Source organism: Streptococcus oralis subsp. oralis (assembly GCF_002096435.1).
In the GTDB taxonomy this organism is placed as follows: Bacteria; Bacillota; Bacilli; order Lactobacillales; family Streptococcaceae; genus Streptococcus; species Streptococcus oralis_AA.
Genome location: NZ_NCUI01000024.1, coordinates 312,840 through 337,756, shown reverse-complemented (window position 1 = coordinate 337,756; position 24,917 = coordinate 312,840). Strand labels below are relative to the sequence as shown.

26 protein-coding genes are annotated in these 24,917 nt (G+C 38.9%); 19 read left to right on the top strand and 7 right to left on the bottom strand.

The genetic code is table 11. The features are described from left to right. Window positions 1-14 precede the first annotated feature (14 nt). From B7723_RS05170 to B7723_RS05160, 3 genes are all read right to left on the bottom strand, one after another. Window positions 15-767, bottom strand: coding sequence for an ABC transporter permease (locus B7723_RS05170; protein ID WP_084849664.1), 753 nt, complete (start codon window positions 765-767; stop codon window positions 15-17). A 10-nt stretch (window positions 768-777) separates the two neighbouring features. After that, window positions 778-1,686: an ABC transporter ATP-binding protein gene (locus B7723_RS05165; protein ID WP_084849665.1), complete on the bottom strand. Its 909-nt coding sequence runs from the start codon at window positions 1,684-1,686 to the stop codon at window positions 778-780. Between the two features lie 144 nt (window positions 1,687-1,830). Then, window positions 1,831-2,640, bottom strand: a complete 810-nt coding sequence (locus tag B7723_RS05160; RefSeq protein ID WP_084849666.1) for a Cof-type HAD-IIB family hydrolase — start codon at window positions 2,638-2,640, stop codon at window positions 1,831-1,833. Between the two features lie 146 nt (window positions 2,641-2,786). Here B7723_RS05160 and B7723_RS05155 point away from each other — a divergent pair, with 146 nt between their 5' ends. The 5 genes from B7723_RS05155 (at window position 2,787) to B7723_RS05135 (ending at window position 11,888) form a co-directional block, all read left to right on the top strand. Further along, window positions 2,787-3,248, top strand: a complete 462-nt coding sequence (locus B7723_RS05155; protein ID WP_084849667.1) for a MarR family winged helix-turn-helix transcriptional regulator — start codon at window positions 2,787-2,789, stop codon at window positions 3,246-3,248. Next, complete coding sequence (locus B7723_RS05150; RefSeq protein ID WP_084849668.1) at window positions 3,241-3,660, top strand: EVE domain-containing protein; 420 nt, start codon at window positions 3,241-3,243, stop codon at window positions 3,658-3,660. Before B7723_RS05155 ends, B7723_RS05150 begins: the two co-directional genes overlap by 8 nt. A gap of 106 nt (window positions 3,661-3,766) precedes the next feature. Further along, window positions 3,767-7,042: an ATP-dependent nuclease subunit B gene (rexB, locus tag B7723_RS05145; RefSeq protein WP_084849669.1), complete on the top strand. Its 3,276-nt coding sequence runs from the start codon at window positions 3,767-3,769 to the stop codon at window positions 7,040-7,042. Next, on the top strand, window positions 7,039-10,692 hold the full coding sequence (addA, locus tag B7723_RS05140) for a helicase-exonuclease AddAB subunit AddA (RefSeq protein ID WP_084849670.1): 3,654 nt from the start codon (window positions 7,039-7,041) through the stop codon (window positions 10,690-10,692). The genes rexB and addA overlap by 4 nt, the downstream gene beginning before the upstream one ends. Window positions 10,693-10,709: 17 nt before the next feature. Then, a complete protein-coding gene (locus tag B7723_RS05135; protein WP_000174748.1) occupies window positions 10,710-11,888 on the top strand; it encodes a hypothetical protein in 1,179 nt (392 codons plus the stop codon). 33 nt (window positions 11,889-11,921) lie between these two features. Here the strand turns inward: B7723_RS05135 and B7723_RS05130 are convergent, their stop codons facing one another. Further along, window positions 11,922-12,278 (bottom strand): type II toxin-antitoxin system PemK/MazF family toxin, encoded by a 357-nt coding sequence (locus B7723_RS05130; protein WP_000560800.1) that lies wholly within the window; start codon window positions 12,276-12,278, stop codon window positions 11,922-11,924. Next, entirely contained in the window at window positions 12,262-12,477 is a 216-nt protein-coding gene (gene mazE, locus B7723_RS05125) for a type II toxin-antitoxin system PemI/MazE family antitoxin (RefSeq protein ID WP_001098942.1), read from the bottom strand. Before mazE ends, B7723_RS05130 begins: the two co-directional genes overlap by 17 nt. 215 nt (window positions 12,478-12,692) lie before the next feature. Here mazE and ylqF point away from each other — a divergent pair, with 215 nt between their 5' ends. The 14 genes from ylqF to xerS all read left to right on the top strand — a co-directional run bounded on the left by ylqF (window position 12,693) and on the right by xerS (window position 22,947). After that, entirely contained in the window at window positions 12,693-13,544 is an 852-nt protein-coding gene (ylqF, locus tag B7723_RS05120) for a ribosome biogenesis GTPase YlqF (RefSeq protein WP_000201310.1), read from the top strand. Next, the gene (locus tag B7723_RS05115) at window positions 13,531-14,310 is read left to right on the top strand and encodes a ribonuclease HII (RefSeq protein ID WP_084849671.1); all 780 of its coding nucleotides are present in this window, start codon (window positions 13,531-13,533) and stop codon (window positions 14,308-14,310) included. Before ylqF ends, B7723_RS05115 begins: the two co-directional genes overlap by 14 nt. 12 nt (window positions 14,311-14,322) lie before the next feature. Further along, window positions 14,323-15,873 (top strand): ClC family H(+)/Cl(-) exchange transporter, encoded by a 1,551-nt coding sequence (locus tag B7723_RS05110; protein WP_084849672.1) that lies wholly within the window; start codon window positions 14,323-14,325, stop codon window positions 15,871-15,873. Window positions 15,874-15,924: 51 nt separating this feature from the next. Beyond that, window positions 15,925-16,671 (top strand): CPBP family intramembrane glutamic endopeptidase, encoded by a 747-nt coding sequence (locus tag B7723_RS05105; RefSeq protein WP_084849673.1) that lies wholly within the window; start codon window positions 15,925-15,927, stop codon window positions 16,669-16,671. A gap of 150 nt (window positions 16,672-16,821) precedes the next feature. Beyond that, window positions 16,822-17,244, top strand: a complete 423-nt coding sequence (locus tag B7723_RS05100) for a hypothetical protein (RefSeq protein WP_084849674.1) — start codon at window positions 16,822-16,824, stop codon at window positions 17,242-17,244. Continuing rightward, a complete protein-coding gene (locus B7723_RS05095) occupies window positions 17,244-17,477 on the top strand; it encodes a hypothetical protein (protein WP_084849675.1) in 234 nt (77 codons plus the stop codon). The genes B7723_RS05100 and B7723_RS05095 overlap by 1 nt, the downstream gene beginning before the upstream one ends. A 92-nt stretch (window positions 17,478-17,569) precedes the next feature. Next, complete coding sequence (locus tag B7723_RS05090) at window positions 17,570-18,001, top strand: hypothetical protein (RefSeq protein ID WP_044021597.1); 432 nt, start codon at window positions 17,570-17,572, stop codon at window positions 17,999-18,001. 99 nt (window positions 18,002-18,100) lie between these two features. Then, window positions 18,101-18,544 (top strand): hypothetical protein, encoded by a 444-nt coding sequence (locus B7723_RS05085; RefSeq protein ID WP_070800588.1) that lies wholly within the window; start codon window positions 18,101-18,103, stop codon window positions 18,542-18,544. A 94-nt stretch (window positions 18,545-18,638) separates the two neighbouring features. Further along, on the top strand, window positions 18,639-19,079 hold the full coding sequence (locus tag B7723_RS05080) for a hypothetical protein (RefSeq protein WP_394334945.1): 441 nt from the start codon (window positions 18,639-18,641) through the stop codon (window positions 19,077-19,079). Between the two features lie 316 nt (window positions 19,080-19,395). Then, window positions 19,396-19,839 carry a hypothetical protein gene (locus B7723_RS05075; RefSeq protein WP_044020776.1) on the top strand — a complete coding sequence of 148 codons (444 nt, stop codon included), beginning with the start codon at window positions 19,396-19,398 and terminating at the stop codon, window positions 19,837-19,839. Beyond that, window positions 19,839-21,092 carry a hypothetical protein gene (locus B7723_RS05070; RefSeq protein WP_044020775.1) on the top strand — a complete coding sequence of 418 codons (1,254 nt, stop codon included), beginning with the start codon at window positions 19,839-19,841 and terminating at the stop codon, window positions 21,090-21,092. Before B7723_RS05075 ends, B7723_RS05070 begins: the two co-directional genes overlap by 1 nt. Beyond that, window positions 21,074-21,466 carry a coiled-coil domain-containing protein gene (locus tag B7723_RS05065; RefSeq protein WP_000439965.1) on the top strand — a complete coding sequence of 131 codons (393 nt, stop codon included), beginning with the start codon at window positions 21,074-21,076 and terminating at the stop codon, window positions 21,464-21,466. Before B7723_RS05070 ends, B7723_RS05065 begins: the two co-directional genes overlap by 19 nt. Further along, window positions 21,447-21,737, top strand: coding sequence for a hypothetical protein (locus B7723_RS05060; RefSeq protein ID WP_001148764.1), 291 nt, complete (start codon window positions 21,447-21,449; stop codon window positions 21,735-21,737). The genes B7723_RS05065 and B7723_RS05060 overlap by 20 nt, the downstream gene beginning before the upstream one ends. A gap of 139 nt (window positions 21,738-21,876) precedes the next feature. Continuing rightward, window positions 21,877-22,947, top strand: a complete 1,071-nt coding sequence (xerS, locus tag B7723_RS05055; RefSeq protein ID WP_000817856.1) for a tyrosine recombinase XerS — start codon at window positions 21,877-21,879, stop codon at window positions 22,945-22,947. A gap of 78 nt (window positions 22,948-23,025) precedes the next feature. Here xerS and B7723_RS05050 read toward each other — a convergent pair whose 3' ends face one another. Together B7723_RS05050 and B7723_RS05045 are read right to left on the bottom strand one after the other, a co-directional pair. Continuing rightward, window positions 23,026-23,667: a hypothetical protein gene (locus tag B7723_RS05050; RefSeq protein ID WP_070800460.1), complete on the bottom strand. Its 642-nt coding sequence runs from the start codon at window positions 23,665-23,667 to the stop codon at window positions 23,026-23,028. Window positions 23,668-23,772: 105 nt separating this feature from the next. Beyond that, on the bottom strand, window positions 23,773-24,762 hold the full coding sequence (locus B7723_RS05045) for a lipoate--protein ligase (RefSeq protein WP_084849677.1): 990 nt from the start codon (window positions 24,760-24,762) through the stop codon (window positions 23,773-23,775). Window positions 24,763-24,917 lie beyond the last annotated feature (155 nt).

Sequence of the window (24,917 nt, the reverse complement as noted above, 5' to 3'; positions counted from 1 at the left end):
AGAGGAGGTCCTTTTTATAAGCTTTTCTTCTTGAAAATAATCAGTCCACTGAAAGAGAAGAAAAGTATGACCGTTACGCAAACCGTGATGGTATAGAGAATAGCTTGACTATTAGTAGTCATAGCATAGGCAAAATCTAGAATTAAATATCGTAGAATTTCAATGTCTGGGAAAACAAGCATTGGCACAGAAAGGATGATAGAGCTGACCAAATAACCAATAAATACCGCTAGATAAGAGTGACTAACATAGAGAATGAAGGAAACGATGGAAAGCCAAGCAAGGAGACAAAGGAATTGAAGGGAAATGGTTATCAATAGATTGCTAATAAATCCATTAGGCATGGTCCCAAATCCATTTAAGATAGTTGCTGGAATAAAGGCAATCACAAGACTGGTAATGAGTTGTAAGAGAGCGATACTTGCTAGAACAAAGAATTTAGCAAGGAAAAATTCTGTACGAGAAACGCCGACTGTCAAACTATTTTTATAAAGCTTGCCGATTAGATCAACCCCAAGAACTAAACATACTAGAATAATACAGAGGAAAACGAGGTTTGAGCCGTTATTTGACACGTTGATTAGAGCTTCTATCCCATTCCAACCATGGGTAGGAGTCTCAGGTGGTGCTGTTTGAACGGACATTAGATGTCCTGTAGCGCCAATAGTAGCACCCAGTAACATAAGTATAAAGAGAATGAATTCTGTAATCCAGAATCCTTTGGAGCGGAAAAGACGGTAAAAATCTGCTTGAATGGTATGTATCATGATTTTTCTCCTATTCTACTAATTGTGTGAAGTATTCTTCTAGGTTTTGACGGGCAAAGTATATCTCATCAATAGCAACATCGGCCAAAGTTAGTTGCTTAAGAATCTGTTTGACATCTTGTTCATTACCAAAGATATGGATTTCATTTTCAGGGTTTACAACCTTAAACTGGAGCTGGATTTGTTCTTTCAATACCTGACAAGCTCTTTCTTTGTCGCTTGTTTTAAGCACAATATAATCCTCACTCAGTGTTTCAAATTCCGCTTTACTGATTTCACGGATAATCTTACCTTGATCTAAGATACCAAAGCGATTAGCTAGGAGATAGAGTTCTGACAAGATATGGCTAGATATGAGGATAGTTATGCCTTTTTCTTGATTGAGTCGCTGAATCATGAGACGAAATTCTTTGATTCCTATCGGATCTAGACCGTTAATGGGTTCATCAAGAATCAGGAAATCAGGTTTGGATAGGAGGGCAATGGCGATACCAAGTCTTTGTTTCATTCCTAGCGAGAAATCACGGAAGACTTTTTTACCTGTATCTGACAAACCTACATAATCCAGTGTTTCTTGAATGACTTTATCAGCATTTGGAATATGACGAACCATACAATAATATTTCAGATTCTGGTATGCTGTTAAGTGATTATGGGCTACAGGTGATTCGATAACAGAACCCACTCGAGATAGAGCCTTGGTCCACTCATTTTCCGATTGACTAGAAAAGAGAGAAACTGTACCTTTGTCCACAAACAATAATTGTGTAATGATTTTGATAAGAGTAGTTTTACCTGCTCCATTTTTTCCAATTAGACCATAAATATCTCCCTCTTTTATGGTTAGGCTAAGATCTTGAAGAATAGCTTGTTGGCCGAATTGTTTGGTCAGTCCATGAATTTCGAGTACTGTTTTCATGATTTTCTCCTTTTGATTTTTTTTTCTAACTTTAGTATAAGGTATAGAAATCAAAGAAAGTTCAAGTATTTCTAAAGAGTTTCTAAAGTTTTGTAATTCTAAAAAAAAAAACAAAACCCAGTTGATATGAACTGGGCTTTTTTACTATAAAATATACTTCTCAATCGCGCGAGCAACACCATCTTCTTCATTGCTGGTTGTGACGTCATTGGCTAAGGATTTGACATGGTCGCTAGCATTTCCCATAGCAATGCCAAGTCCTGCAAACTGGAGCATTTCGATATCGTTATTAGCATCGCCCATGGCCATAATTTCTGAGGGCTCGATCTTCAAAATCTGAGCTAGACGTGAAAGAGCAGTAGCCTTGGTAGTTCCAAGTGGCATGGCTTCATAAATGACAGGCTGCGAACGAACTCCACTGAATCGTTGGCAGAGTTCCTTGGCAAAACGCTGCTCAAAATCGTCTGTTTCTTCTTTGGTTCCCAAAAACATACCTTGGAACATCCGATATTTGTCACTAGTGGCTTCCTCAAGGGAAATTTCAGTCAGGTCTGAAAAAACAAGTTTGGCATCATTTTGAACGATTTCATTAGGCTTACCTCCGAGGACAAAATAATGTTCTTCATCAAAAAGAGTCAACTGGACGTCGCTTTTTTCAGCTAGGTCATAGAGGTATTCGATATCAGCTGGGCTGAGTTCTTGCCAGTCAACTAGACTCCAGTCACTAGTCTGGTGAGTTGAACAACCGTTATTGACAATGACATACTCATTCTGGAGGTCAAGGCCAAGTTTTTTGTAATAAGGAAGAACACCGAAAAGCGGGCGACCTGTACAGAGAACCAGTTTGACACCTTTTTCAATGGCCTGATGAATGGCAGTGATGTGGGCTTGTGGGATTTCCTTGGCTTCATTAAGGAGGGTTCCATCCATATCCAAGGCTAGTAGTTTAATCATAAGACTTCCTTTTCTAGGTGTTTTGCTTTTATTATAGCATATAGACTATAAAATGTCTGACAGAATTGTAACATTTCACTTTCCTTTTCTTGAAAAACAAAATAAATTCTTATATAATATGTACACTTAATATTTAAGGAGAAATAATGTCAAAGTATCACTTTAATTCAATTTACAAAAATGATGAAACAGAATCTACAGGTCTTCTTTTCATTAAAGTTTACAACAAATGGGAAAGTAATTTAAAAAGAGTTTTGAAATCGGTTGGCCTCACTTTGCCTCAATTTATCGTTTTAACCTCGCTCTTGTTTTTGAACAATAGAGAGGAATATGTAACGCAAGTTGATATTGCTCGGTTCACTGGTATGGATGTCATGACGGTTTCCCAGATTGTTAGACTACTGGAGAAGAAGAACTACATTAGACGTGATCAGCATCCAAAGGATAGTCGGGCAAAACTGGTCTCAGTGACGAAGTCTGGTGCGGAGAAGGTCAATCATACTTTACCCTTAGTAGAAGGGGTTGATGAAAAATTTTTTGAAAAACTGTCTAACGATAGAGAAGTTTTTAATCGCATGTTAGTAGAGTTGGAGGATAAAAATGCCTAGATATTGGGTTGGAGTTGTTTCAAAGAACCATGTTTTAAGAGGAGTTGAAGGGAATTTTTGTCAGGTCTGTCATGGAAAGGGCGGGCCCTTAAACCGTATGAAAAAAGGAGACTATCTTTTATACTATAGCCCAAAATACGATATGAATGGTCAAGATAAGTTACAGGCTTTTGTGGCCGTAGGTAAAATTATAGACGACAAAGCCTATCAAGTAGAGCAATTTGAAGGATTCTTTCCCTTTAGACGAAATGTCGAGTATTATCAACCGGTCAAAGATTGTTCCATAGAAATAGCCAGACAACATCCTGAATGGAGAGACTATACTTCTCGACTTCGTTATGGACATTTTGAAGTTTCCAAAGACTTTTTCCTCTATATCTTTCAGCATATGAAAGTGGATGATGAAGCATGATTGATTTGCTAGTTAAATGATTGTCAACTAGAATTTTGGATTTGGAGTGTGAAGCGAACTTTGCTATAATAGAGTAAGAAACTTTGATAAACCAAACGAGGCTGAGATGAAATTATTTTATACTGATATTCGGACTTCTTTGACTGAAATTTTAACGAGAGAGGCAGAAGAGCTAGTTGCTACTGGTAAGCGGGTTTTCTACATCGCTCCCAACTCTCTTTCATTTGAAAAGGAACGTGCCGTGCTGGAATGCTTGTCTCAGCAGGCTTCTTTTGCGATTACTGTCACGCGCTTTGCTCAAATGGCTCGTTACCTGGTTTTAAATGACTTGCCGACCAAGACCAGTCTTGATGACATCGGACTTGGAATGGCCTTTTATAAATGCCTTGCTGAACTTGATCCCAAAGAGTTACGAGTTTATGGTGCTATTAAACAAGACCCTCAATTTATCCAGCAGTTGATTGAACTTTATCACGAGATGACAACTGCTCAGATGAGCTTTTTGGACTTGGAAAGTTTGACCGATGAGGACAAGAGAGCAGATTTACTCTTGATTTTCGAGAAAGTAACTGCCTATCTCAATCAAAGCCAGTTGGCTCAGGGAAGTCAACTGTCCCATTTGATTGAGGCTATTGAGAACGATAAGGTAAGTAGTGATTTCAGTCAGATTGCCTTAGTCATTGACGGATTTACCCGTTTTTCTGCTGAGGAAGAACATGTGGTGGATCTGCTCCACCGTAAAGGTGTTGAGATTGTCATTAGTGCTTATGCAAGCAAGAAGGCCTATACCAGTCCGTTCACTGAAGGTAATCTCTATCAAGCCAGTGTGGAATTTCTTCATCATTTGGGGGCAAAATACCAAACACCTGCTCAGGATCGTTCTCAGACTCATGAAAAAATGGATAGTTTTGACAAGGCCTCTCGTTTGCTGGAGTCTTCTTATGACTTTTCAGAACTCGCTTTAGATGTTGATGAGAAAGACCGTGAAAATCTGCACATCTGGTCTTGTTTGACGCAAAAAGAGGAGTTGGAGCTGGTGGCTCGCGCTATTCGTCAGAAATTACATGACCATCCAGAACTGAGTTACAAGAATTTTCGTATTCTCTTGGGGGATGTGGCTTCTTACCAGTTATCACTGAAAACCATTTTTGACCAGTACCAGATTCCTTTCTATCTTGGTAGAAGTGAATCCATGGCTCACCATCCCTTAACCCAGTATGTCGAATCTATTTTGCGTTTGAAACGCTATCGTTTCCGTCAGGAGGATTTGATTAATCTCCTCAGAACTGGTCTGTATACTGACCTTAGCCAAGCGGATATTGATGCTTTTGAGCAATATCTCCGCTATCTTGGCATCAATGGCTTGCCAGCCTTTCAGCAGACCTTTACCAAATCCCACCACGGGAAATTCGATTTGGAACGTTTGAACGCTATTCGTCTGCGCGTTTTGGCACCACTTGAAACCTTATTTGCCAGTCGGAAGCAAAATACTGAAAATCTCTTGCAAAAGTGGAATACTTTTCTAAAAAATGCTGCTTTAAGCAAGCAGATGCAAGAATTGACAGCTACTATGGAAACTCTAGAACAGGAAAGACAAGCCGAAGTTTGGAAGGCTTTCTGCCATGTTTTAGAACAATTTGCGACGGTTTTTGATGGTTCGCAAGTTAGTCTGGAGGACTTCCTAGCCTTGCTCCACTCAGGGATGAGTTTGTCTCAGTATCGCACTATTCCAGCAACAGTAGACACTGTTCTGGTGCAGAGTTACGATTTGATTGCACCACTGACTGCTGACTTTGTCTACGCTATTGGACTGACTCAGGATCATTTACCAAAAATTGCGCAAAACACCAGTCTTTTGACAGACGAAGAAAGACAAAGCCTAAACCAAGCTACTGAAGAGGGAGCGCAATTACTGATTGCAAGCAGTGAAAACCTCAAGAAAAATCGCTATACCATGCTTTCTTTAGTCAATGCTGCCCGTAAACAGTTGGTGTTGTCAGCACCAAGTCTCCTCAATGAAAATGAGAGTAAAGAATCAGCTTATCTTCAAGAGCTGGTCCATTTTGGATTTAGCCGAAGAGAAAAGAGAATGAACCATAAAAATCTTAGCAAAGTAGATATGGGTTCTTATCACAGTCTCTTGTCTAGTCTCGTTGCCTATCATCAGCAGACAGGTTCTAGTGAAAATGAAGAAGATGTGACGTTTGTTAAGGTTCTGGCGCGTGTGATGGGGAAAAAACTAGATCAAAAAGGTCTCACAAATCCAGCTATCCCAACTAGTCCAAGTAGCAAGCCATTAACCAAGGCTACCTTGCAGGCTCTCTATCCAGCTGACAAAGAGTTTTACCTGTCTACGTCTGGTTTGACGGAGTTTTACCGCAATGAATACAGCTATTTCCTCCGTTATGTCTTAGGTTTGCAGGAAGAATTGCGCCTTCGTCCAGATGCTCGCAGTCACGGGAATTTCTTGCACCGTATTTTTGAACGTGCCTTGAAACTACCTGCTGAAAATTCCTTTGACCAACGTCTGGAGCAAGCTATCAAGGAAACCAGCCAAGAACGCGAATTTGAAGCCATTTATCAAGAAAGTTTGGAAGCTCAGTTTACCAAGGAAGTTCTGCTTGATGTCGCGCGAACTACGGGCCACATCCTTCGTCATAATCCAGCCATCGAAACCATCCAAGAGGAAGCAACATTTGGCGGCAAGGACCAGGCCTTTATTCAATTGGAAAATGGTCGCAGTGTTCATGTGCGAGGCAAGGTTGACCGTATTGACCGTTTGAAAGCTGATGGAGCGCTAGGAGTGGTGGACTACAAGTCTAGTCTGACTCAGTTCCAGTTTCCTCATTTCTTTAATGGGCTTAATTCCCAACTGCCCACCTATCTTGCTGCCCTAAAAAGAGAAGGGGAGCAGAACTTTTTCGGTGCCATGTACTTGGAAATGGCTGAGCCTGTCCAATCTTTATTAGCTGTTAAAAGTCTGGCAGGAGCAGTAGCAGAAGCCAGCAAGTCAATGAAATACCAAGGGCTCTTTTTAGAAAAAGAAAGCAGTCATTTGGGTGAGTTTTACAATAAAAATAAGGCCAACCAGCTGACTGATGAGGAGTTTCATCTCTTGCTAGACTACAATGCTCATCTTTACAAGAAAGCAGCTGAGAGGATTTTAGAAGGCCAGTTCGCCATCAATCCATACACAGAGAACGGAAGAAGTATTGCCCCATACGTCCAGCAACATCAGGCAATTACAGGATTTGAAGCCAATTACCATTTGGGTCAAGCTCGTTTCCTAGAAAAGTTAGACCTAGCGGATGGCAAACGTCTGGTCGGAGAAAAACTCAAGCAAGCTTGGTTTGAAAAAATGAGAGAGGAGTTGAATCGATGAAGCCCATTTCCTTTTTAACTGAGGAAGAAATTCAAAAATTGCAAGAAGCAGAAGCGAGTTCGAGCAAGGAACAGAAGAAAACTGCCGAGCAAATCCAAGCTATTTATACTGCTGGGCAAAATATCCTAGTCTCAGCGTCTGCTGGTTCAGGGAAAACCTTTGTTATGGCAGAGCGCATTCTGGACCAATTAGCCCGTGGTGTCGAAATTTCTCAACTCTTTATCTCGACCTTTACCGTCAAGGCTGCCACTGAACTAAAAGAACGTTTGGAGAAAAAAATCAGCCAACAAATCCAAGAAACAGATGATGTTGATCTCAAACAACACTTGGGACGTCAGTTGGCAGATCTGCCAAACGCAGCCATCGGAACCATGGACTCCTTCACACAAAAGTTCCTTGGCAAACATGGCTATCTGATTGATACTGCACCAAATTTCCGTATTCTACAAAATGAAAGTGAACAGTTAATCTTAAAAAACGAAGTTTTTCATCAGGTGTTTGAAGAGCATTACCAAGACGAAAATAAAGAGAAATTTAGTCGTTTGGTGAAGAATTTTGCTGGGAGAGGCAAGGATGAACGAGGTCTGCGCCAGCAAGTCTACAAAATCTATGACTTTCTTCAATCCACCAGCAGTCCACAAAAATGGTTGAGTAACTCTTTCCTCAAAGGGTTTGAAGAAGCTGACTTTGCAAATGAGAAAGACAAACAAATCGAGCAAATCAAACAGGCGCTCTGGGATTTGGAAAGCTTTTTCCGTTGTCATCTGGATAATGATGCCAAGGAGTTTCCAAAAGCTGCCTATTTAGAAGCTGTTCAACAGGTTTTGGATGAAATTAGCTCCTTAAATCAAGAGTCCGATAGCCAGGCTTATCAAGCTGTGCTTGCGCGTATTGTCGCCATCTCTAAGGAAAAAAATGGTCGAGCTCTGGCTAACTCCAGTCGTAAGGCCGATTTGAAACCACTGGCTGATGCCTATAACGATGAGAGAAAGGTCCAGTTTGCTAAACTAGGACAACTGTCAGACCAGATAACCATTCTCGACTATCAAGAGCGTTATCATGAAGATACCTGGGATCTAGCTAAAACCTTCCAAACCTTTATGAGTGATTTTGTGGAGGCTTATCGTGAACGTAAACGCCAAGAAAATGCCTTTGAATTTGCTGATATCAGTCATTACACCATTGAGATTTTAGAGAATTCACCGCAAGTTCGTGAGGCTTATCAGGAGCGCTTCCACGAAGTTATGGTCGATGAGTACCAGGATACCAACCACATTCAAGAACGAATGCTGGAATTGCTGTCGAATGGTCACAATCGCTTTATGGTGGGAGATATCAAGCAGTCCATCTACCGTTTCCGTCAGGCAGATCCCCAGATTTTCAATGAAAAATTTCAACGCTATGCGCAAAATCCTCAAGAAGGAAAGCTGATTTTGCTCAAGGAAAATTTCCGTAGTAGTTCAGAAGTGCTATCAGCAACCAACGATGTATTTGAACGTCTCATGGACCAAGAGGTCGGCGAAATCAACTATGATAGCATGCACCAGCTTGTTTTTGCCAACATCAAACTAACTCCCAATCCTGAGAACAAGGCAGAGTTTCTCCTCTACGACAAGGACGATAGTGGGCAAGAGGAGGAAGAGAGCCAAGCAGAAACGAAACTCACAGGAGAAATGCGCCTAGTTATCAAGGAAATCTTGAAGCTCCATCAAGAAAAAGGTGTAGCCTTCAAAGAAATTGCCCTTTTGACTTCCAGTCGCAGTCGTAATGACCAGATCCTCCTCGCTCTGTCAGAGTACGGAATTCCTGTCAAAACAGACGGGGAGCAAAACAATTATCTCCAATCCCTAGAAGTGCAAGTCATGTTGGACACCCTGCGAGTCATTCACAATCCTCTGCAAGACTATGCCTTGGTAGCACTTATGAAGTCCCCCATGTTTGATTTTGATGAGGACGAGTTGGCACGCTTGTCCCTTCAGAAAGTAGAAGATAAGGTCCAAGAAAATCTCTATGAGAAACTGGTCAATGCTCAAAAACAGGCAACAAGCCAGAAAGAGTTAATTCACACAGAACTAGCTGAAAAACTCAATCAATTCATGGATATCTTGGATTCTTGGCGCTTATATGCCAAAACCCACTCTCTCTATGACTTGATTTGGAAGATTTATAATGACCGTTTTTATTATGACTATGTTGGGGCTTTGCCAAATGGCCCTGCTAGACAGGCCAATCTCTATGCCCTAGCGCTACGTGCTGACCAGTTTGAAAAGAGTAATTTTAAGGGATTGTCGCGTTTTATACGTATGATTGACCAAGTCCTAGAAGCCCAGCACGATCTCGCAAGTGTAGCCGTCGCACCGCCTAAAGATGCTGTGGAACTCATGACTATTCACAAGAGTAAAGGGCTAGAGTTCCCTTATGTCTTTATCCTCAACATGGATCAGGACTTCAACAAGCAAGACTCAATGTCAGACGTCATTCTCAGCCGTCAAAATGGGCTTGGTGTCAAATACATTGCCAAAGTGGAAACAGGAGCAGTGGAAGCACACTATCCTAAAACCATCAAACTTTCCATTCCTAGTCTAACTTATATCCAGAATGAGAAAGAACTGCAACTGGCTAGCTATTCAGAGCAGATGCGTCTGCTGTATGTTGCCATGACGAGGGCGGAGAGAAAACTTTATCTTGTCGGTAAGGGGTCTCGTGAAAAGCTAGAAGCCAAGGAATACCCAGCAGCAAATAACGGAAAATTAGATAGCAATACCAGACTGCAAGCAAGAAATTTCCAAGATTGGGTCTGGGCTATCAGTAAAGTATTTACCAAGGACAATCTCAACTTTAGCTATCGTTTTGTTGGTGAAGACCAGTTGACTAGAGAAGCTATCGGGGAGTTGGAAAACAGGAGTCCTCTACAAGATAGCTCTCAATCAAGCAACCGTCAGTCAGAGACTATCAAAGAAGCTCTGGAAATGCTGAAAGAGGTGGAAGTTTATAATACTCTTCACCGTGCAGCCATTGAACTACCAAGTGTTCAAACCCCAAGCCAAATCAAGAAATTCTACGAACCCGTTATGGATATGGAAGGGGTAGAAATTACGAACCAAACCAAATCACCAGAGAAGAAAATCAGCTTTGATTTACCAGATTTTTCAACTAAAGAAAAGGTAACAGGAGCTGAGATTGGTAGTGCCACTCACGAACTCATGCAGAGAATTGACCTCAGCCAGCGACCAACGCTTGCTAGCCTGACAGAAACTCTCAAACAAGTTCAAACCAGCCCAGGTGTCAGAGATAAGATCAATCTTTCTAAAATCCTAGCTTTCTTTGACACACCACTTGGTCAGGAGATTCTCGCTAATACCGACCATCTCTACCGCGAGCAACCTTTCTCCATGCTCAAAAAAGATCAAAAGAGTAAGGAAGACTTTGTTGTTCGTGGGATCTTGGACGGCTATCTACTTTATGAGGACAGAATTATTCTTTTCGACTATAAGACAGACCGTTACGATCAACCAATTCAACTCATAGACCGCTATCGTGGTCAGTTAGCCCTATACGGAGAGGCTTTATCTAGAGCCTATTCGATTGAAAACATTGAAAAATACTTGATTTTGCTCGGCAAAGACGAGGTTCAAGTTGTAAAAGTATAACCTAGAAAGGAGACCTCATGACACTTCCAGTTAGAAAATCCCTTCATGATGCAGTTTTACAAGCTTCAAAAGCTGATACTTGGGATCAAGCTACCAAGGAATGGAATGAAGTTTCCTTGATCTTTAATGGCATTGGCCGTAGTAATTGTGTCTGCGGGAATGCCATAAAATACGCCTACGAACTCTTTAATGGTGTCACAGGCCAACGCCTCTTTCCAATCGGTAGTGACTGCGTCCGTCATTTTCATCGTATTATCCTCGATCAGCAACTGGAAGAGGAAGACAAGCTTCTCAGAAAACTTGAAAACCTAACCAGAAAGGCTCAGAAAAAGGAAAAAATCAAGGTCAATAAAAGCGACTTTGACGAACGACTTTTAAAATGGTTTTGGGAAAAAGGTGTTTTCAAAGCCAATCGTGGCAATCATTTTGCTCCTGAGAGAGACTATCAGCTCTTCCTAGAGGTCTTTCAAGGCGGAAGTTGGACCAAGGCAGAGCCAAAGAAGAAGGCTCGTATGGAAGAAGTGCTGGAAAAGTGTATCAAACCTTTTCTACTTGGTAAGACCGATGAACAACTCTACCTTGTCAAACTAGGCAAGGAGAAAATCGACTACGAGCAGCATCTACGGATTCAAGCAGAGAAAGAACGCAAGAAAAGAGATAAAATCGCCAAGCAATACGCTGACAACCTCATTCTTGCCATGGGACCTGCAGAACGAGCCTATCAAGATTACTTTGGCTTTACAGAAACCTTGACCCAAGAAGAACGAAAATGGGAAAAAATCCTCTTTGGAAAAAATAGAGACGAACGGGCTATCAAGGTTAAACAAAACCAAAAGGAGTTGGAAAAGGATCAGCGAATTGCAAATCAAGATCCTATTGAACGAAAGCAGAAGCAGACTTGGCTTCTTAATTCCTATTTTCGGGATTTGCCTGATGAAAAAGCTAGATTTTCTCGGCTTCTATTAGAATATCGAAAAAGTGGAGAAGTACTCTTTTCAGATGAATACTTATCTGAGCATCTCATCGATTTTTTCTACAAGATGAAAGCCTTTGAGTTTGAAATTGCACCAGAACAAGTCCGCGATTTTCTAAAAGAATGCCTTCAGGCAGAACATCTATCATCTGCACAAGAAAGTTGGACTAGAGGGATTCTCCTCAATTGTCTTCATCCGTTTTTAGATAGGTTACTCATATAGAAAAAATCCTACCTTGTCTATGCATGGTAGGATTTAAGTATCACCAAATATGTACTGGTAAAGTTGGACGACTTTCTGAAAACACTGCGTGTCCATTCTTGTTATTTTTTGAGCATTACGCATCCGAAAATCAAAGGTATACAGTTGAAATGGATTGACAGCGCCATCTACCTTGTCCGACGAGACAGGAACGAGCAAGCCTTTTTCTGCCAAACGACGTTGGCCGTGAGTGATAGGACAGACAGCCACAAAACCAGTTTGCAAGGCATATTCTCTCCTAGAAACGACCAAGGCAGGTCGCCGTTTCTGGATTTCTCGACCGACTGATGGATCAAAGTCCAGCCAAATGATATCCTGCTTTTCAGGAATATAGTCAGATTTCGCTATCAAGTGACCTTACCCCTTCAAAATCATTTGTCATTCTCAAATCAGTAATCCCATCAAAAGGATCTTTCAGTTTTGGAGCTAAGACAATGACTCCGTCAATCCCTTTGTAGACAACCATTTCTTGACCTTCTGTCATCCCCAAATTTTTAGGAATAGTCACAGTGAGAGAATTCCCTACCTTCCGAGTCTTTACTGTATTCATCGCTCTACCTCCACGAATTAGTATACACTAAGTATATACCTGTTAGCAAAAAAAGTCAAGTAAATCGTGACTGGCATCAAGGATGTTTCGTACCTATACTATTTGTCATTTATTGTGGTCAAAGCCTGTGCAAAAGTTCCTCATTTATGATAGAATAGGTAGTAAGAAAGAAAACGTTTTTACTACGTTTTTTTTAGTCGGAAGGGGAAAATATTATGGCTACTATTCAATGGTTTCCGGGTCACATGTCTAAGGCTCGGCGGCAAGTTCAGGAGAATCTTAAGTTTGTTGATTTTGTGACGATTTTGGTGGATGCTCGGCTACCTTTATCTAGTCAAAATCCTATGTTAACCAAGATTGTGGGGGATAAACCTAAACTCTTGATTTTAAATAAGGCGGATCTTGCTGATCCTGCAATGACCAAAGAATGGCGTCAGTATTTTGAATCACAGGGAATCCAAACTCTGGCTATCAATTCCAAAGAGCAAGTGACTGTAAAAGTTGTTACTGATGCTGCTAAAAAGCTCATGGCTGATAAGATTGCACGCCAGAAAGAACGCGGTATTAAGATCGAAACCTTGCGGACTATGATTATCGGAATTCCAAATGCCGGCAAGTCAACTCTCATGAACCGTTTGGCTGGGAAAAAGATTGCGGTTGTCGGCAATAAACCAGGTGTTACCAAAGGACAACAGTGGCTCAAAACCAATAAAGACCTTGAAATTTTAGACACGCCAGGTATTCTATGGCCTAAATTTGAAGACGAAACCGTCGCTTTGAAACTAGCCCTGACAGGAGCCATTAAAGACCAGTTGCTTCCTATGGATGAAGTGACCATTTTTGGTCTCAATTATTTCAAAAAACATTATCCAGAAAAGCTAGCTGAACGCTTCAAACAAATGAAGATAGAAGAAGAAGCACCTGTTATCATCATGGATATGACCCGTGCCCTTGGTTTCCGAGACGACTACGACCGCTTTTACAGCCTCTTCGTCAAGGAAGTTCGTGATGGAAAGCTCGGCAACTACACCTTAGATACATTGGACGACATCGATGACGACGATTAAAGAAATCAAAGAACTTCTTGCTACTGTCAAAGACTTAGACAATCCCCTTTTTCTTGAACTGGAAAAAGATAGCCGAACTGGAGTTCAAAAGGAAATCATCAAACGGAAAAAAGCTATTCAGTCTGAACTCGAGGAAAATCTTCGTCTAGAAAACATGCTTTCCTATGAAAAAGAGCTTTACAAGCAAGGAGTGACCTTAATAGCAGGTGTTGATGAGGTCGGCCGTGGTCCTCTGGCTGGACCCGTAGTCGCTGCAGCTGTTATTTTACCTAAAAATTGTAAGATTAAAGGCCTCAACGATAGTAAAAAAATCCCCAAAAAGAAACATCTGGAAATTTATCATGCTGTTCAAGACCAAGCCTTAGCAATCGGCATTGGAATCATGGATAATCAAATCATCGACCAAGTCAATATCTATGAAGCAACCAAACTAGCCATGAAAGAAGCAATCTCCCAGCTCAATCCGCAACCTGAGCACCTCTTGATAGATGCCATGAAACTGGAGTTACCAATTTCACAAACCTCCATTATCAAAGGAGATGCCAACTCCCTCTCCATCGCAGCTGCATCTATAGTGGCCAAGGTGACACGGGATGAATTGATGAAAGAATATGATCAGCAATATCCTGGATATGATTTTACAGCTAATGCAGGCTATGGAACAGCTAAACACCTAGAAGGACTGGAAAAATTAGGTGTCACCCCAATTCACCGAACCAGTTTTGAACCAGTCAAAACACTGGTTTCAACTAAGAAAGACAAGTAAGAGGAAATGATTATGGAGGAACGGTCAGAAACACTCAGTTCCAAGAAAGAATTTGCCTTTGCCTCAAGCACCATATTATCCCAAGTTGGGCGAGGAATTATTGTTGGTCTCGTCGTCGGGCTAATCGTCGGATCCTTTCGTTTCTTAATCGAAAAGGGCTTCCACCTGCTACAAGGACTCTATCAAGATCAAGCGCACCTAGTGCGCAATCTTTTTATCATTGGTCTATTTTATTTAATAGTTTGCTGGCTTAGTGCGAAACTAACTCGGTCAGAAAAAGATATCAAGGGTTCAGGAATTCCTCAAGTCGAAGCCGAACTAAAGGGACTCATGACTCTTAACTGGTGGAGTGTTCTCTGGAAGAAATATGTATTAGGAATTCTTGCTATTGCCAGTGGCCTTATGCTAGGTCGAGAAGGGCCAAGCATTCAACTTGGAGCAGTTGGTGGTAAAGGTATTGCCAAGTGGCTCAAATCTAGCCCAGTAGAGGAACGTTCCCTGATTGCCAGTGGAGCTGCTGCAGGTTTAGCCGCTGCCTTTAATGCACCGATAGCAGGTCTCCTCTTTGTTGTAGAAGAAGTCTATCACCATTTTTCCCGCTTTTTCTGGGTCTCAACTCTAGCAGCCAGTCTCGTAGCAAACTTTGTTTCTCTGCTCATATTTGGCCTAACACCCGTACTGGATATGCCAGACAACATTCCTCTCATGACCCTAGACCAGTATTGGATTTACCTCTTTATGGGAGTTTTTCTCGGACTTTCTGGTTTTCTCTATGAGAAGGCTGTACTCAATGTTGGTCGAATTTATGACTGGATTGGTCAAAAAATCCATTTGGATAAAGCTTATTATCCAATCCTAGCCTTTATCCTTATCATACCAGTCGGGATTTTCTTGCCACAAATCCTTGGTGGTGGAAATCAGCTTGTTCTTTCCCTAACTGAGCAAGATTTTAGTTTCCAGGTTTTATTAGCTTACTTTTTGATTCGCTTTATTTGGAGCATGATTAGCTATGGAAGTGGCCTCCCAGGAGGAATTTTCCTTCCCATTCTGGCGCTTGGTTCCTTACTTGGTGCCCTAGTTGGTGTCATTTGTGTCAACCTTGGGCTTGTCAGTCAGGAGCAATTCCCTATATTTGTCATTCTGGGAATGAGTGGCTACTTTGGGGCAATTTCCAAGGCTCCCTTAACTGCCATGATCCTCGTAACTGAGATGGTTGGAGATATTCGCAACCTCATGCCACTTGGATTGGTAACCCTAGTTGCCTATATCATCATGGATTTACTTAAAGGTGCGCCAGTCTATGAGGCCATGCTAGAAAAAATGTTACCAGAAGAAGCAACAGACGAAGGAGAAGTCACCCTCATAGAAATCCCTGTGTCTGACAAAATCGCTGGAAAACAGGTTCACGAACTCAACTTGCCACATAACGTACTCATCACCACCCAAGTCCATAATGGCAAGAGCCAAACAGTTAACGGCTCAACTAGAATGTATCTGGGTGATATGATTCACTTGGTGATTCCAAAAAGTGAAATTGGAAAAGTCAAAGATTTGTTGTTATAAGTTCCGTTTACATAATTTATTTTACGTAAAATATTATTGAAAGGATTCTCAATGAAAAGAAATAAGGCAATTGCGGTATATTTGCTAGGCACATTTAGCCAAATAGTATCAGTTTGTCTCCTTTTCTTTCTCTCGAATCATTTTTCTGTTCAGTCTAATCTATTATCTATTTTAGGAATCTTTCTAGGTGGCATTTCTTCAGCTCTTTGGGGAATAATTGTTGCAAATCACTATTTTCATATTCATTTTAAGAAGATTGTTAACGATTTTTTTAACATTCATACCAGTTACAAACATTATTTATTATCTTTTTTCCTTATTGTCCTTGATTTTTCTTTTCTAATGTTTCGTGGGCAAATAGTAGAATTTAACTGGTATCTCCCATTTTTGATGTTCTTCAAATTTATTGTCTTTGGCGGTATAGAAGAGATTGGATGGCGATATGTTTTTCAACCAATTTTACAAGAAAAGTTGCCATATTTTTACTCAACAATCTTAACCTTTTTCAGCTGGGCGCTTTGGCATCTGTTGTTCTTTTACATAGATGGCTCCCTAGCAACACTGCAAACTCTACCGTTTTTATTTGGATTGCTGACGAATTCTTTCATACTCTCAGCTCTTTATATCAAAACAAAGAATCTCTGGATTTGCGTTATGACACATTCGATCATTAATGTCTTGTCTCAGATAACAATAGATACTAATCGATACGAAACCTACCTAATCAAAATTTTCGTCATCTTGGTATCCTGCTATATGGTAATACATAAAAAAGATGAGTATAATCGGTATGAATAAAATTAATATAAATCTTCAAAACCAAATCAAAAAAGATTTGGTTTTTTAAGAATTAGAAATCTAATTTTCAGTATATAGTATGATTTTTACCCCCTACTTTGTAAAGAATGATTAGAATATTGTATAATAAGAAAAAGGAGAAAAGCATAAATGAATAATTCTGGAATTAAAAAAAGTCATACAAGAATACTAATCATTTTGTTACTCGCAACCATCACAGCAGGAGCTATTTTTATGTTTTCTATGTTTGGGAAATCCCAAGAAGAACGTCGAAATAGAGAGTATGAAGTTAGTTTGGTAAATGCCTTAAAGAATTCATATGAAGGGATTGAGGAGATTAAGATTTCCAATCCAGAATATACAACTCCTCCAGGTTCGTGGTCTTGTGATGTAGAAATCAAATTTAATGATGAAAGAAAAACTAAGTATAGGATAGGCCATGGACTCCATGATAAAAAGAATTATCAAGGATCATTGACCAATGAGAAAAGGCAATTCCTTAACAATTACAAAGGAGTGACCGACTTAAAAGTAATTGTTACATATTCAGATAATAGCATGGGAGAACAATGATGACATTTTCCTATACAGATGAGCAGTTAAACAATTTGAATCGGGATTATGCTGTATATAGTGTAAATCTTGAATTCGCTAAGCGTAACGGTAGGACTTATGTCAATTCAAATCTCATTGAAAATATATCTCCTGATGATTTAGAAAAAACCAACACCATAACTACCTCAGATGGTCAAGAATTCCGTGTTGTTGCCACTAAGTCTGACCCAGTAACGGGATTTGATGTTTGATGCAGTATCTGTGACAATTGGCTTGATTTTCTCTATTCTACTGTTATTTATCTTTAAATCATAGTAGAATAGAGAAAAGGAGAAAAGCTTAAATGAATATTTCTGGAATGAAAAAAAGCCGTAAAAAGCTACTAATCGTTTTGTCAATCGCAATTATCACAGCAGGTGGTATTTTTATGTTTAGTATGTTAGGGAAATCTCAAGAAGCGCGTCGGAATAGAGAGTATGAAGTTAGTTTGGTTGAAACTTTAAAAGATAGTTATGAGGGTATTGAAGAAATTAGATTTTCTAATGCAAACTACACAAATCCTCCAGGAAGCTGGACTTGCGTAGTTGAACTATTTTTTAATGAGAGAAGCATAAAATATAAAATTAATTATTCAAAAAATGATAAACGTATTTCTGATGTATCCTTAGAAAGAGAGAATAGAAAAGAGGACCGAGAATTTTTAAATAGTCACTTGGGTAAGACTAGTAAACTCACAAAAATTATTTATTCAGATGGTTCAGAAGGAGAATATTAATGGTATACACTTATACTGATAAACAACTCAATGAGTTAAATCACGGAAAAAATGTTTATAGTGTAAATTCTGAATATGCTGAGAGGAGTGGAGATAACAATGAGTAAAGACAGATTAAGAAAAAGCTATAAACCATTATTCATAGTTTTACTACTCGCAACCATCACAGCAGGAGGTGTTTTTATGTTTAGGTTGTTAGGAAAATCCCAAGAAGAACATCGGAATAGAGAGTATGAAGTTAGTTTGGTAAACGCCTTAAAGAATTCCTATGAAGGGATAGAAGAGATCAAAATTTCTAATCCAGAATATACAACCCCTCCAGGCGACTGGTCTTGTGATGTAAATATTCTATTTTCAGATAAAGTAAAAATAGAATACCGTGTAGGCCACTCTTTAAATGACGTTGAAAATTATAATGGTTTTGTTAATGGAAAAACAAATAAAGAAATAAACGACCAGTGGGAAATATTGAATTCTCATAAAGGGAAAACAACATCTTTAGTTACTATATATTATTCGGATAAAGAAAAAGGAGTACAGTAGTAGTTTTTACTTATACAGATAAACAACTTAATGAATTAGATCAAGGGAAAAATGTATACAGTGTCAATGATGAATATGCTGAGATAAAGAGGAAATGATAATGAGTAAAGACAGATTAAGAAAAAGCTATAAACCATTATTCATAGTTTTACTACTCGCAACCATCACAGCAGGAGGTGTTTTTATGTTTAGGTTGTTAGGAAAATCTCAAGAAGAACGTCGAAATAGAGAGTATGAAGTTAGTTTGGTAAATGCCTTGAAGAATTCTTATCAAGGGATTGAGGAGGTAACGATTACGAATCCATCGTACAGATCAATTCCTTCAGACGCTTGGGGGGCGGATGTGAAACTAAAATTTTTTGATGGAACATCTAAAGAACATGTTTTAGCTTTTGATATAAACTCGAATAAAATTAGGATTGGAGTATATAATAAGGATGATGAAGAATTTCAACATTTTTTAAATTCTAGGCGAGGTTGTACTAAGTCAAAAGTTAAAGTTAAATATTCGAATGGTTCAGAAGGGGAGCTATGATGAATAAATACGTGTATACAGACAAACAACTTAATGAATTGAATCAAGGTCCGAATGTTTACAGTGTTAATACTGAGTTCGCACAGCGTAAAGAAAACCGAACAAATATTGTTCTGCTAAATCAGATAACGAGTTAAAAAAGGTGAAATCAACACTATAACCACCTCCGATGGTCAAGAATTCCGTGTCGTTGCGAATAAGTCTGACCCAGTATCGGAATTTGATGCAGTATCTGTGACAATTGGCTTGATTTTCTCTATTCTACTGTTATTTATCTTTAAATTATAGTAGAATAGAGAAAAGGAGAAAAGCTTAAATGAACAATTCCAGCACTAAAAAAAATCACAAAAGATTACTAATCGTTTTGTCACTCGCAATTATCACAGCAGGAGGTATATTTATGTTTAGCATGTTAGGGAAGTCTCAAGAGGAACGTCGGAATAGAGAGTATGAAGTTAGTTTGGTGAATGCTTTAAAAAATTCTTACCAAGGGATTGAGGAGATTAAGATTACGGAACCTTATTATAGTGAGAAACCAGGATCATGGTCTTGTGATATTGAAATAAAGTTCAGTGATAATCAAATGATAACTTATGGAATTAATCACAGATTAACTTATAAAGAAAACCACGATGGCCTTATGAAAGGAAATACTGATGAAGAAATTAATCAACAATGGTTAAAACTAAAAAAACACATTGGTAAAACAGAATCTACTGTATTAGTGCAATATTCAAATGGTGAAACAGGAGAACAATAATGACATTTAATTATACTGATAATCAATTGAATAATTTAAATCAAGATTTTGCTGTTTATAGTGTTAATAAAGAATTTTCAGATAGAAATAAAAAGAAATTTGTGACAGCTATTCCAAAAAATGAAAATGAAACCAACACTATAACCACCTCCGATGGTCAAGAATTCCGTGTTGTTGCCACTAAGTCTGACATTGAAACAGGTTTTGATGGGCTGGCAGTTGCACCTATTGTTAACGGCAAACCAGATTATAAAAATGTAGCTGTGATTGCTGCTGGAACGGACCCTGATAGTCCTGTGAATAAAAGTATGTTTGTTTCACGTGATGTCAATAGTGCGATAATTGCAAAAAAAATGTATTTATCACCACAATATAAGGTTGCAGATCAATTTGTTAAAGAAATTATGGATGATCCCAGATATGAAGTTAGCCAACTATCTGGCTATTCACAAGGATCTTACATGCTGAAGGTGGGAGCTAAATACCACATACCTACAACTACATTTAATGCTTGGTTTAAATACGGTGCGCTCACACTGGAAGAAAAAGCATTTATTGAAAATAATCCAGCTATGTTTATTGATTACCGTAGAAAACATGATGACGTAGTACGTTGGAATGATTTCAATCACCCTGAATGGTATTCTGGTATAACTGACTCTATGCCTAGTACGATTCACTGGCTTGATGGTTCGAGTCATAAAATTGGTGACTGGGAGTTTGATCCTGCAACTGGTCAACTTGTAGATGGCAAAGGAGGGAAACCCTTAATCAGTGGCGTTTATCGAGCCTATGCCAACAGTCTCCGAGGAATGGCTCATTACAAGGACTTGAAATCAAAATGGTCATCAGGTGGTATTAGTAGTTCTGAGGAAATATACTTAGATGCAGCTCAAGGTTCTATCCTATCATCATCTATGGCTACAGCAGCAAGAACTGGAGCTGATGAAGTGAGCGCCTTAGCCAAAAAAGCCAATCAAGAATTACAAGAAATTTGGTCAAAAATCGATTTTACAAGCTACACAGCATTAGCTCCCTATGAGGTTGATGCCATTTTTGCTAGTCAAGGTATTACTCAAGCACAGTTTATCGATACGTTTCAGACAGAGACAAATCAAACAGCTACTAAGATGAATGCTTCCGCCCAAGCATTTGAACAGTTAGACAAACAATTACAGAATGTCATTGAAAAAACAGTAGCAACAGACACACAATTTGCCAAGGAGTTCAGACAATGGAAAGAAAAGATGTGAAATGGGAGGAAATTAGAGAGAAAGAGAGAGAACTGTTTAATCTAGAAGAACAATATTATCAACAAAAGAAAGAACTCGATGATAAAGCACTCGATTTAAACGAACGAAATGCAAATTTAGAAAAACTGATGTCTGATGAAGTTGATAAAATGTATCAAGTCTTGAGAAAATTTTCATCAACTGCTGATGATGTTAGAGACTACTTTACAGAAATAGAAAATCTGAGACACTTTTCGGAACAAGTATACCGAGAACATAGAATTAAACTCGAAAATGAGAGAGAAAAAAACGATAACGAGTTTCGCAAAAAAAGAAATGAATTAGAGGAAGAATTTCACAAACTAAGGAGAGATTATGCAAGCACCAATGAATGAATACTACACAGATGAAGAATATCAATATGCACTGAAACAAATGTATCGAATGATGGAAAGAAACCGAATCATTGCGGAAGCAAAGATAGCAATAACAGCAAAAAATAAATTAAAAGAAAACTTTAGTAAGACAGCTAAGAAAATTGCTACAGAAACCAAATCAACTATCACAAGCATAAACAGCCAAATGGACACTGCAATACGAGGAAAAGTTCGCAAGAGTCTTGAAGAAAAGATTCCTAATATGTTACTCAAGTATGATGAAATTTAATAAAATGGTTCAGAGTGAATGGGATAAAGTTAGATATTTTAAAAGTTTCTTATATCATCTTTCCGAAAAACTATAATTTTCTTGAAAAATATATGAGTCTATGCTATACTACTAGTAGACTTAATTATGGAGAAAATACATGAAACGTGAGATTTTACTGGAACGAATCGACAAACTAAAACAAATCATGCCCTGGTATGTTCTGGAATACTACCAATCCAAGCTTGCTGTGCCCTACAGTTTTACAACCTTGTACGAATATCTCAAGGAATACGATCGATTTTTCAGCTGGGTTTTAGAGTCTGGAATTTCAAATGCTGATAAAATGTCTGATATTCCTTTATCTGTCTTGGAAAATATGTCTAAGAAAGATATGGAAGCTTTTATCCTATATCTACGTGAACGTCCATTGCTGAATGCTAATACAACCAAGCAAGGTGTATCTCAGACGACCATCAATCGGACCTTATCAGCACTTTCTAGTCTTTACAAGTATCTAACAGAGGAGGTTGAAAACGACCTGGGAGAACCCTATTTCTATCGTAATGTAATGAAGAAAGTTTCAACCAAGAAAAAGAAAGAAACACTTGCTGCTAGAGCTGAAAACATCAAGCAAAAACTCTTTCTAGGTGATGAAACAGAAGGTTTTCTAACTTATATCGATCAGGAGTACCCACAACAGCTCTCAAATCGCGCTCTCTCATCATTTAATAAGAACAAAGAACGTGATTTGGCCATTATTGCCCTTCTCCTAGCGTCTGGTGTCCGCTTATCTGAAGCTGTTAATCTAGATCTAAGAGACCTCAATCTCAAAATGATGGTGATCGATGTCACTCGAAAAGGGGGGAAACGTGATTCTGTCAATGTCGCTGCTTTTGCTAAGCCTTACCTAGAGAATTATCTAGCCATTCGAAATCAACGCTATAAGACGGAAAAGACAGATACAGCTCTCTTTTTGACCTTATATCGAGGCGTTCCCAATCGTATTGATGCTTCTAGTGTTGAAAAGATGGTTGCTAAGTACTCTGAGGACTTCAAAGTCCGTGTAACTCCACACAAACTACGCCATACCCTGGCGACTAGGCTCTATGATGCTACTAAATCGCAAGTTTTGGTCAGCCATCAGCTAGGACATGCCAGTACACAAGTCACTGACCTCTATACCCATATCGTCAATGATGAACAAAAGAATGCTTTAGATAGTTTATGATTGTTACATATTATAAATTATGTAAAGCAACTATTGCTAAAAAACGAAAGACCAATTCCTTTATCTTTCGTTTTTTATTTATTTAAACTCAATCCAGTAGTTACGGTGAGGCTCTATAATTACTGGTTTACCCCAAAAGGCTTGCAGATAGGCTAGATTTGCTGGGCTTACTGGTTTTTTTGAATCATTGTACTGCTCAGCACTCTCTTTAGTTAGAAAACATTTTACTGCTTCATAAGAAGTACCATCAGCTGATTCTCTTTCGATTCCCATATACGAAATTTCGTCACCATTTTTAAGATCGTCAGTTAACAGTTTACCAATAAAGAACACTGTCTTATCTTTCATAAATTCATAAGCCTTACTATGTTCTAGTCGGTTATTCGCTGCAGCATACATAATACAAAAACTATCAACAATGTCCTTCAAAGACATTAAGTCCCCTTTGTTTACTTTGATTTCATCGGGGAGAAGACCGCCAATTATAAGATTTTGAAAATGGGCTTGCTGGATTACATTATCTAAAGCCATTCCTAAAGGTATTTGAACAGCTTGGTATCCTAAAGGTTGAAGCTCTTTGTATTTCTTATCATAATGTTCTTGTGTGATGCTTATATTTAAACTTTCAGTTTGATAAATTTCTTCATTTCTATAGAAAGCAACAACATTGCGGTCTAACTGTTCAAATAGATTAAGACTTTCTACTGGAATTTCTAACATTAATGAATAACTCCTTTTCATTTTTCATCTCTATTATAATCTAATCAGCATGATTATTAAGTTTAACCCTAATAAAAGAATCCATCATAAATGGATTCTTTTTCCTTACCCCACTACTGCTTCAGCGATTTCTTCACGGCTAATACCAGCAAAGTAGCGTGTGATGTCAATAGTTTCTAGTGACTTGAGGACATCTTCACGTTCGTATTTCACTCCACGGAGGACATCTTCTACAGCTGCAACGTCCTCGATACCAAAGAAGTCCCCATAGATCTTGATATCTTGGATTTTTGATTCAATGACGTTGGCAAAAACTTCGACCTTACCACTGGTGAATTTTGTTCCACGACGGACGTTAAATTCAGGTGATTTACCGTAGTTCCAGTTCCAAGTACCGAACTTGGTATCCTTGATACGATTGATTTCAGCCAATTCTTGCTCAGAAAAAACGTATTCAGTCATCTCTGGGTACTCTTTTTTCATGTATTCCAAGAGCAAATCACGGAATTCTTCAACTGTGATTTTTTCTGGCAATTCATTGACAATATTTGTTACACGGGCACGAACGGATTTCACACCTTTTGATTCAAATTTGTCTTTTGAAACCTTGAGGGCATTAGCAAGGACTGATAAATCAACGTCAAAGAGCAAGCAACCGTGGTGCATGATACGCCCATTGATATAGGCTTGGGCATTGCCACAGAATTTTTTTCCATCAATCTCAAGGTCATTACGGCCTGTAAATTCAGCTTTAACACCAAGTTGAGCCAAGGTATTGATTACTGGAGTTGAAAAACTCTTAAAGTCAAAGGCACGGTTTTCATCTTCTTTTGAGATGATTGTGTAGTTGAGGTTGTTTAGATCGTGGTAAACAGCTCCACCACCACTGATACGGCGGACTACCTCAATGCCATTTTCTCGAACATAATCACGGTTGATTTCTTCGATAGTATTCTGGTGACGCCCAACAATGATAGATGGCTTGTTAATCCAAAGTAGGAAGATTTGATCTTCATCCAAAAGATGTTTAAAGGCATATTCTTCCAAGGCGATATTAAAGGCAGTGTCGTTTGAATGATTGATAATATATTTCATAGTATTTCCAAAAATTTAGTTTTTAAATTCTGTACATAGCAATCCAATTTTCTAAAGTGGTAAAAAGAAATGTAACGTGTTATCGTTACATTTCTCGGAAAAATTGAGACAAGAGGCTCAATTTTTAGGCATGGAACTCTAATAGAGGTCGCTGA

Coding starts and splice junctions, on each gene's coding strand:
- addA (WP_084849670.1), top strand. CDS start 7,039: ATGAAGCCCATTTCCTTTTTAACTGAGGAAGAAATTCAAAAATTGCAA.
- ylqF (WP_000201310.1), top strand. CDS start 12,693: ATGGCTACTATTCAATGGTTTCCGGGTCACATGTCTAAGGCTCGGCGG.
- xerS (WP_000817856.1), top strand. CDS start 21,877: ATGAAACGTGAGATTTTACTGGAACGAATCGACAAACTAAAACAAATC.
- B7723_RS05105 (WP_084849673.1), top strand. CDS start 15,925: ATGAAAAGAAATAAGGCAATTGCGGTATATTTGCTAGGCACATTTAGC.
- B7723_RS05170 (WP_084849664.1), bottom strand. CDS start 767: ATGATACATACCATTCAAGCAGATTTTTACCGTCTTTTCCGCTCCAAA.
- B7723_RS05110 (WP_084849672.1), top strand. CDS start 14,323: ATGGAGGAACGGTCAGAAACACTCAGTTCCAAGAAAGAATTTGCCTTT.
- mazE (WP_001098942.1), bottom strand. CDS start 12,477: ATGAATACAGTAAAGACTCGGAAGGTAGGGAATTCTCTCACTGTGACT.
- B7723_RS05095 (WP_084849675.1), top strand. CDS start 17,244: ATGACATTTTCCTATACAGATGAGCAGTTAAACAATTTGAATCGGGAT.
- B7723_RS05155 (WP_084849667.1), top strand. CDS start 2,787: ATGTCAAAGTATCACTTTAATTCAATTTACAAAAATGATGAAACAGAA.
- B7723_RS05075 (WP_044020776.1), top strand. CDS start 19,396: ATGAACAATTCCAGCACTAAAAAAAATCACAAAAGATTACTAATCGTT.
- B7723_RS05100 (WP_084849674.1), top strand. CDS start 16,822: ATGAATAATTCTGGAATTAAAAAAAGTCATACAAGAATACTAATCATT.
- rexB (WP_084849669.1), top strand. CDS start 3,767: ATGAAATTATTTTATACTGATATTCGGACTTCTTTGACTGAAATTTTA.
- B7723_RS05090 (WP_044021597.1), top strand. CDS start 17,570: ATGAATATTTCTGGAATGAAAAAAAGCCGTAAAAAGCTACTAATCGTT.
- B7723_RS05135 (WP_000174748.1), top strand. CDS start 10,710: ATGACACTTCCAGTTAGAAAATCCCTTCATGATGCAGTTTTACAAGCT.
- B7723_RS05050 (WP_070800460.1), bottom strand. CDS start 23,667: ATGTTAGAAATTCCAGTAGAAAGTCTTAATCTATTTGAACAGTTAGAC.
- B7723_RS05085 (WP_070800588.1), top strand. CDS start 18,101: ATGAGTAAAGACAGATTAAGAAAAAGCTATAAACCATTATTCATAGTT.
- B7723_RS05150 (WP_084849668.1), top strand. CDS start 3,241: ATGCCTAGATATTGGGTTGGAGTTGTTTCAAAGAACCATGTTTTAAGA.
- B7723_RS05045 (WP_084849677.1), bottom strand. CDS start 24,762: ATGAAATATATTATCAATCATTCAAACGACACTGCCTTTAATATCGCC.
- B7723_RS05065 (WP_000439965.1), top strand. CDS start 21,074: ATGGAAAGAAAAGATGTGAAATGGGAGGAAATTAGAGAGAAAGAGAGA.
- B7723_RS05165 (WP_084849665.1), bottom strand. CDS start 1,686: ATGAAAACAGTACTCGAAATTCATGGACTGACCAAACAATTCGGCCAA.
- B7723_RS05060 (WP_001148764.1), top strand. CDS start 21,447: ATGCAAGCACCAATGAATGAATACTACACAGATGAAGAATATCAATAT.
- B7723_RS05115 (WP_084849671.1), top strand. CDS start 13,531: ATGACGACGATTAAAGAAATCAAAGAACTTCTTGCTACTGTCAAAGAC.
- B7723_RS05160 (WP_084849666.1), bottom strand. CDS start 2,640: ATGATTAAACTACTAGCCTTGGATATGGATGGAACCCTCCTTAATGAA.
- B7723_RS05070 (WP_044020775.1), top strand. CDS start 19,839: ATGACATTTAATTATACTGATAATCAATTGAATAATTTAAATCAAGAT.
- B7723_RS05080 (WP_394334945.1), top strand. CDS start 18,639: ATGATAATGAGTAAAGACAGATTAAGAAAAAGCTATAAACCATTATTC.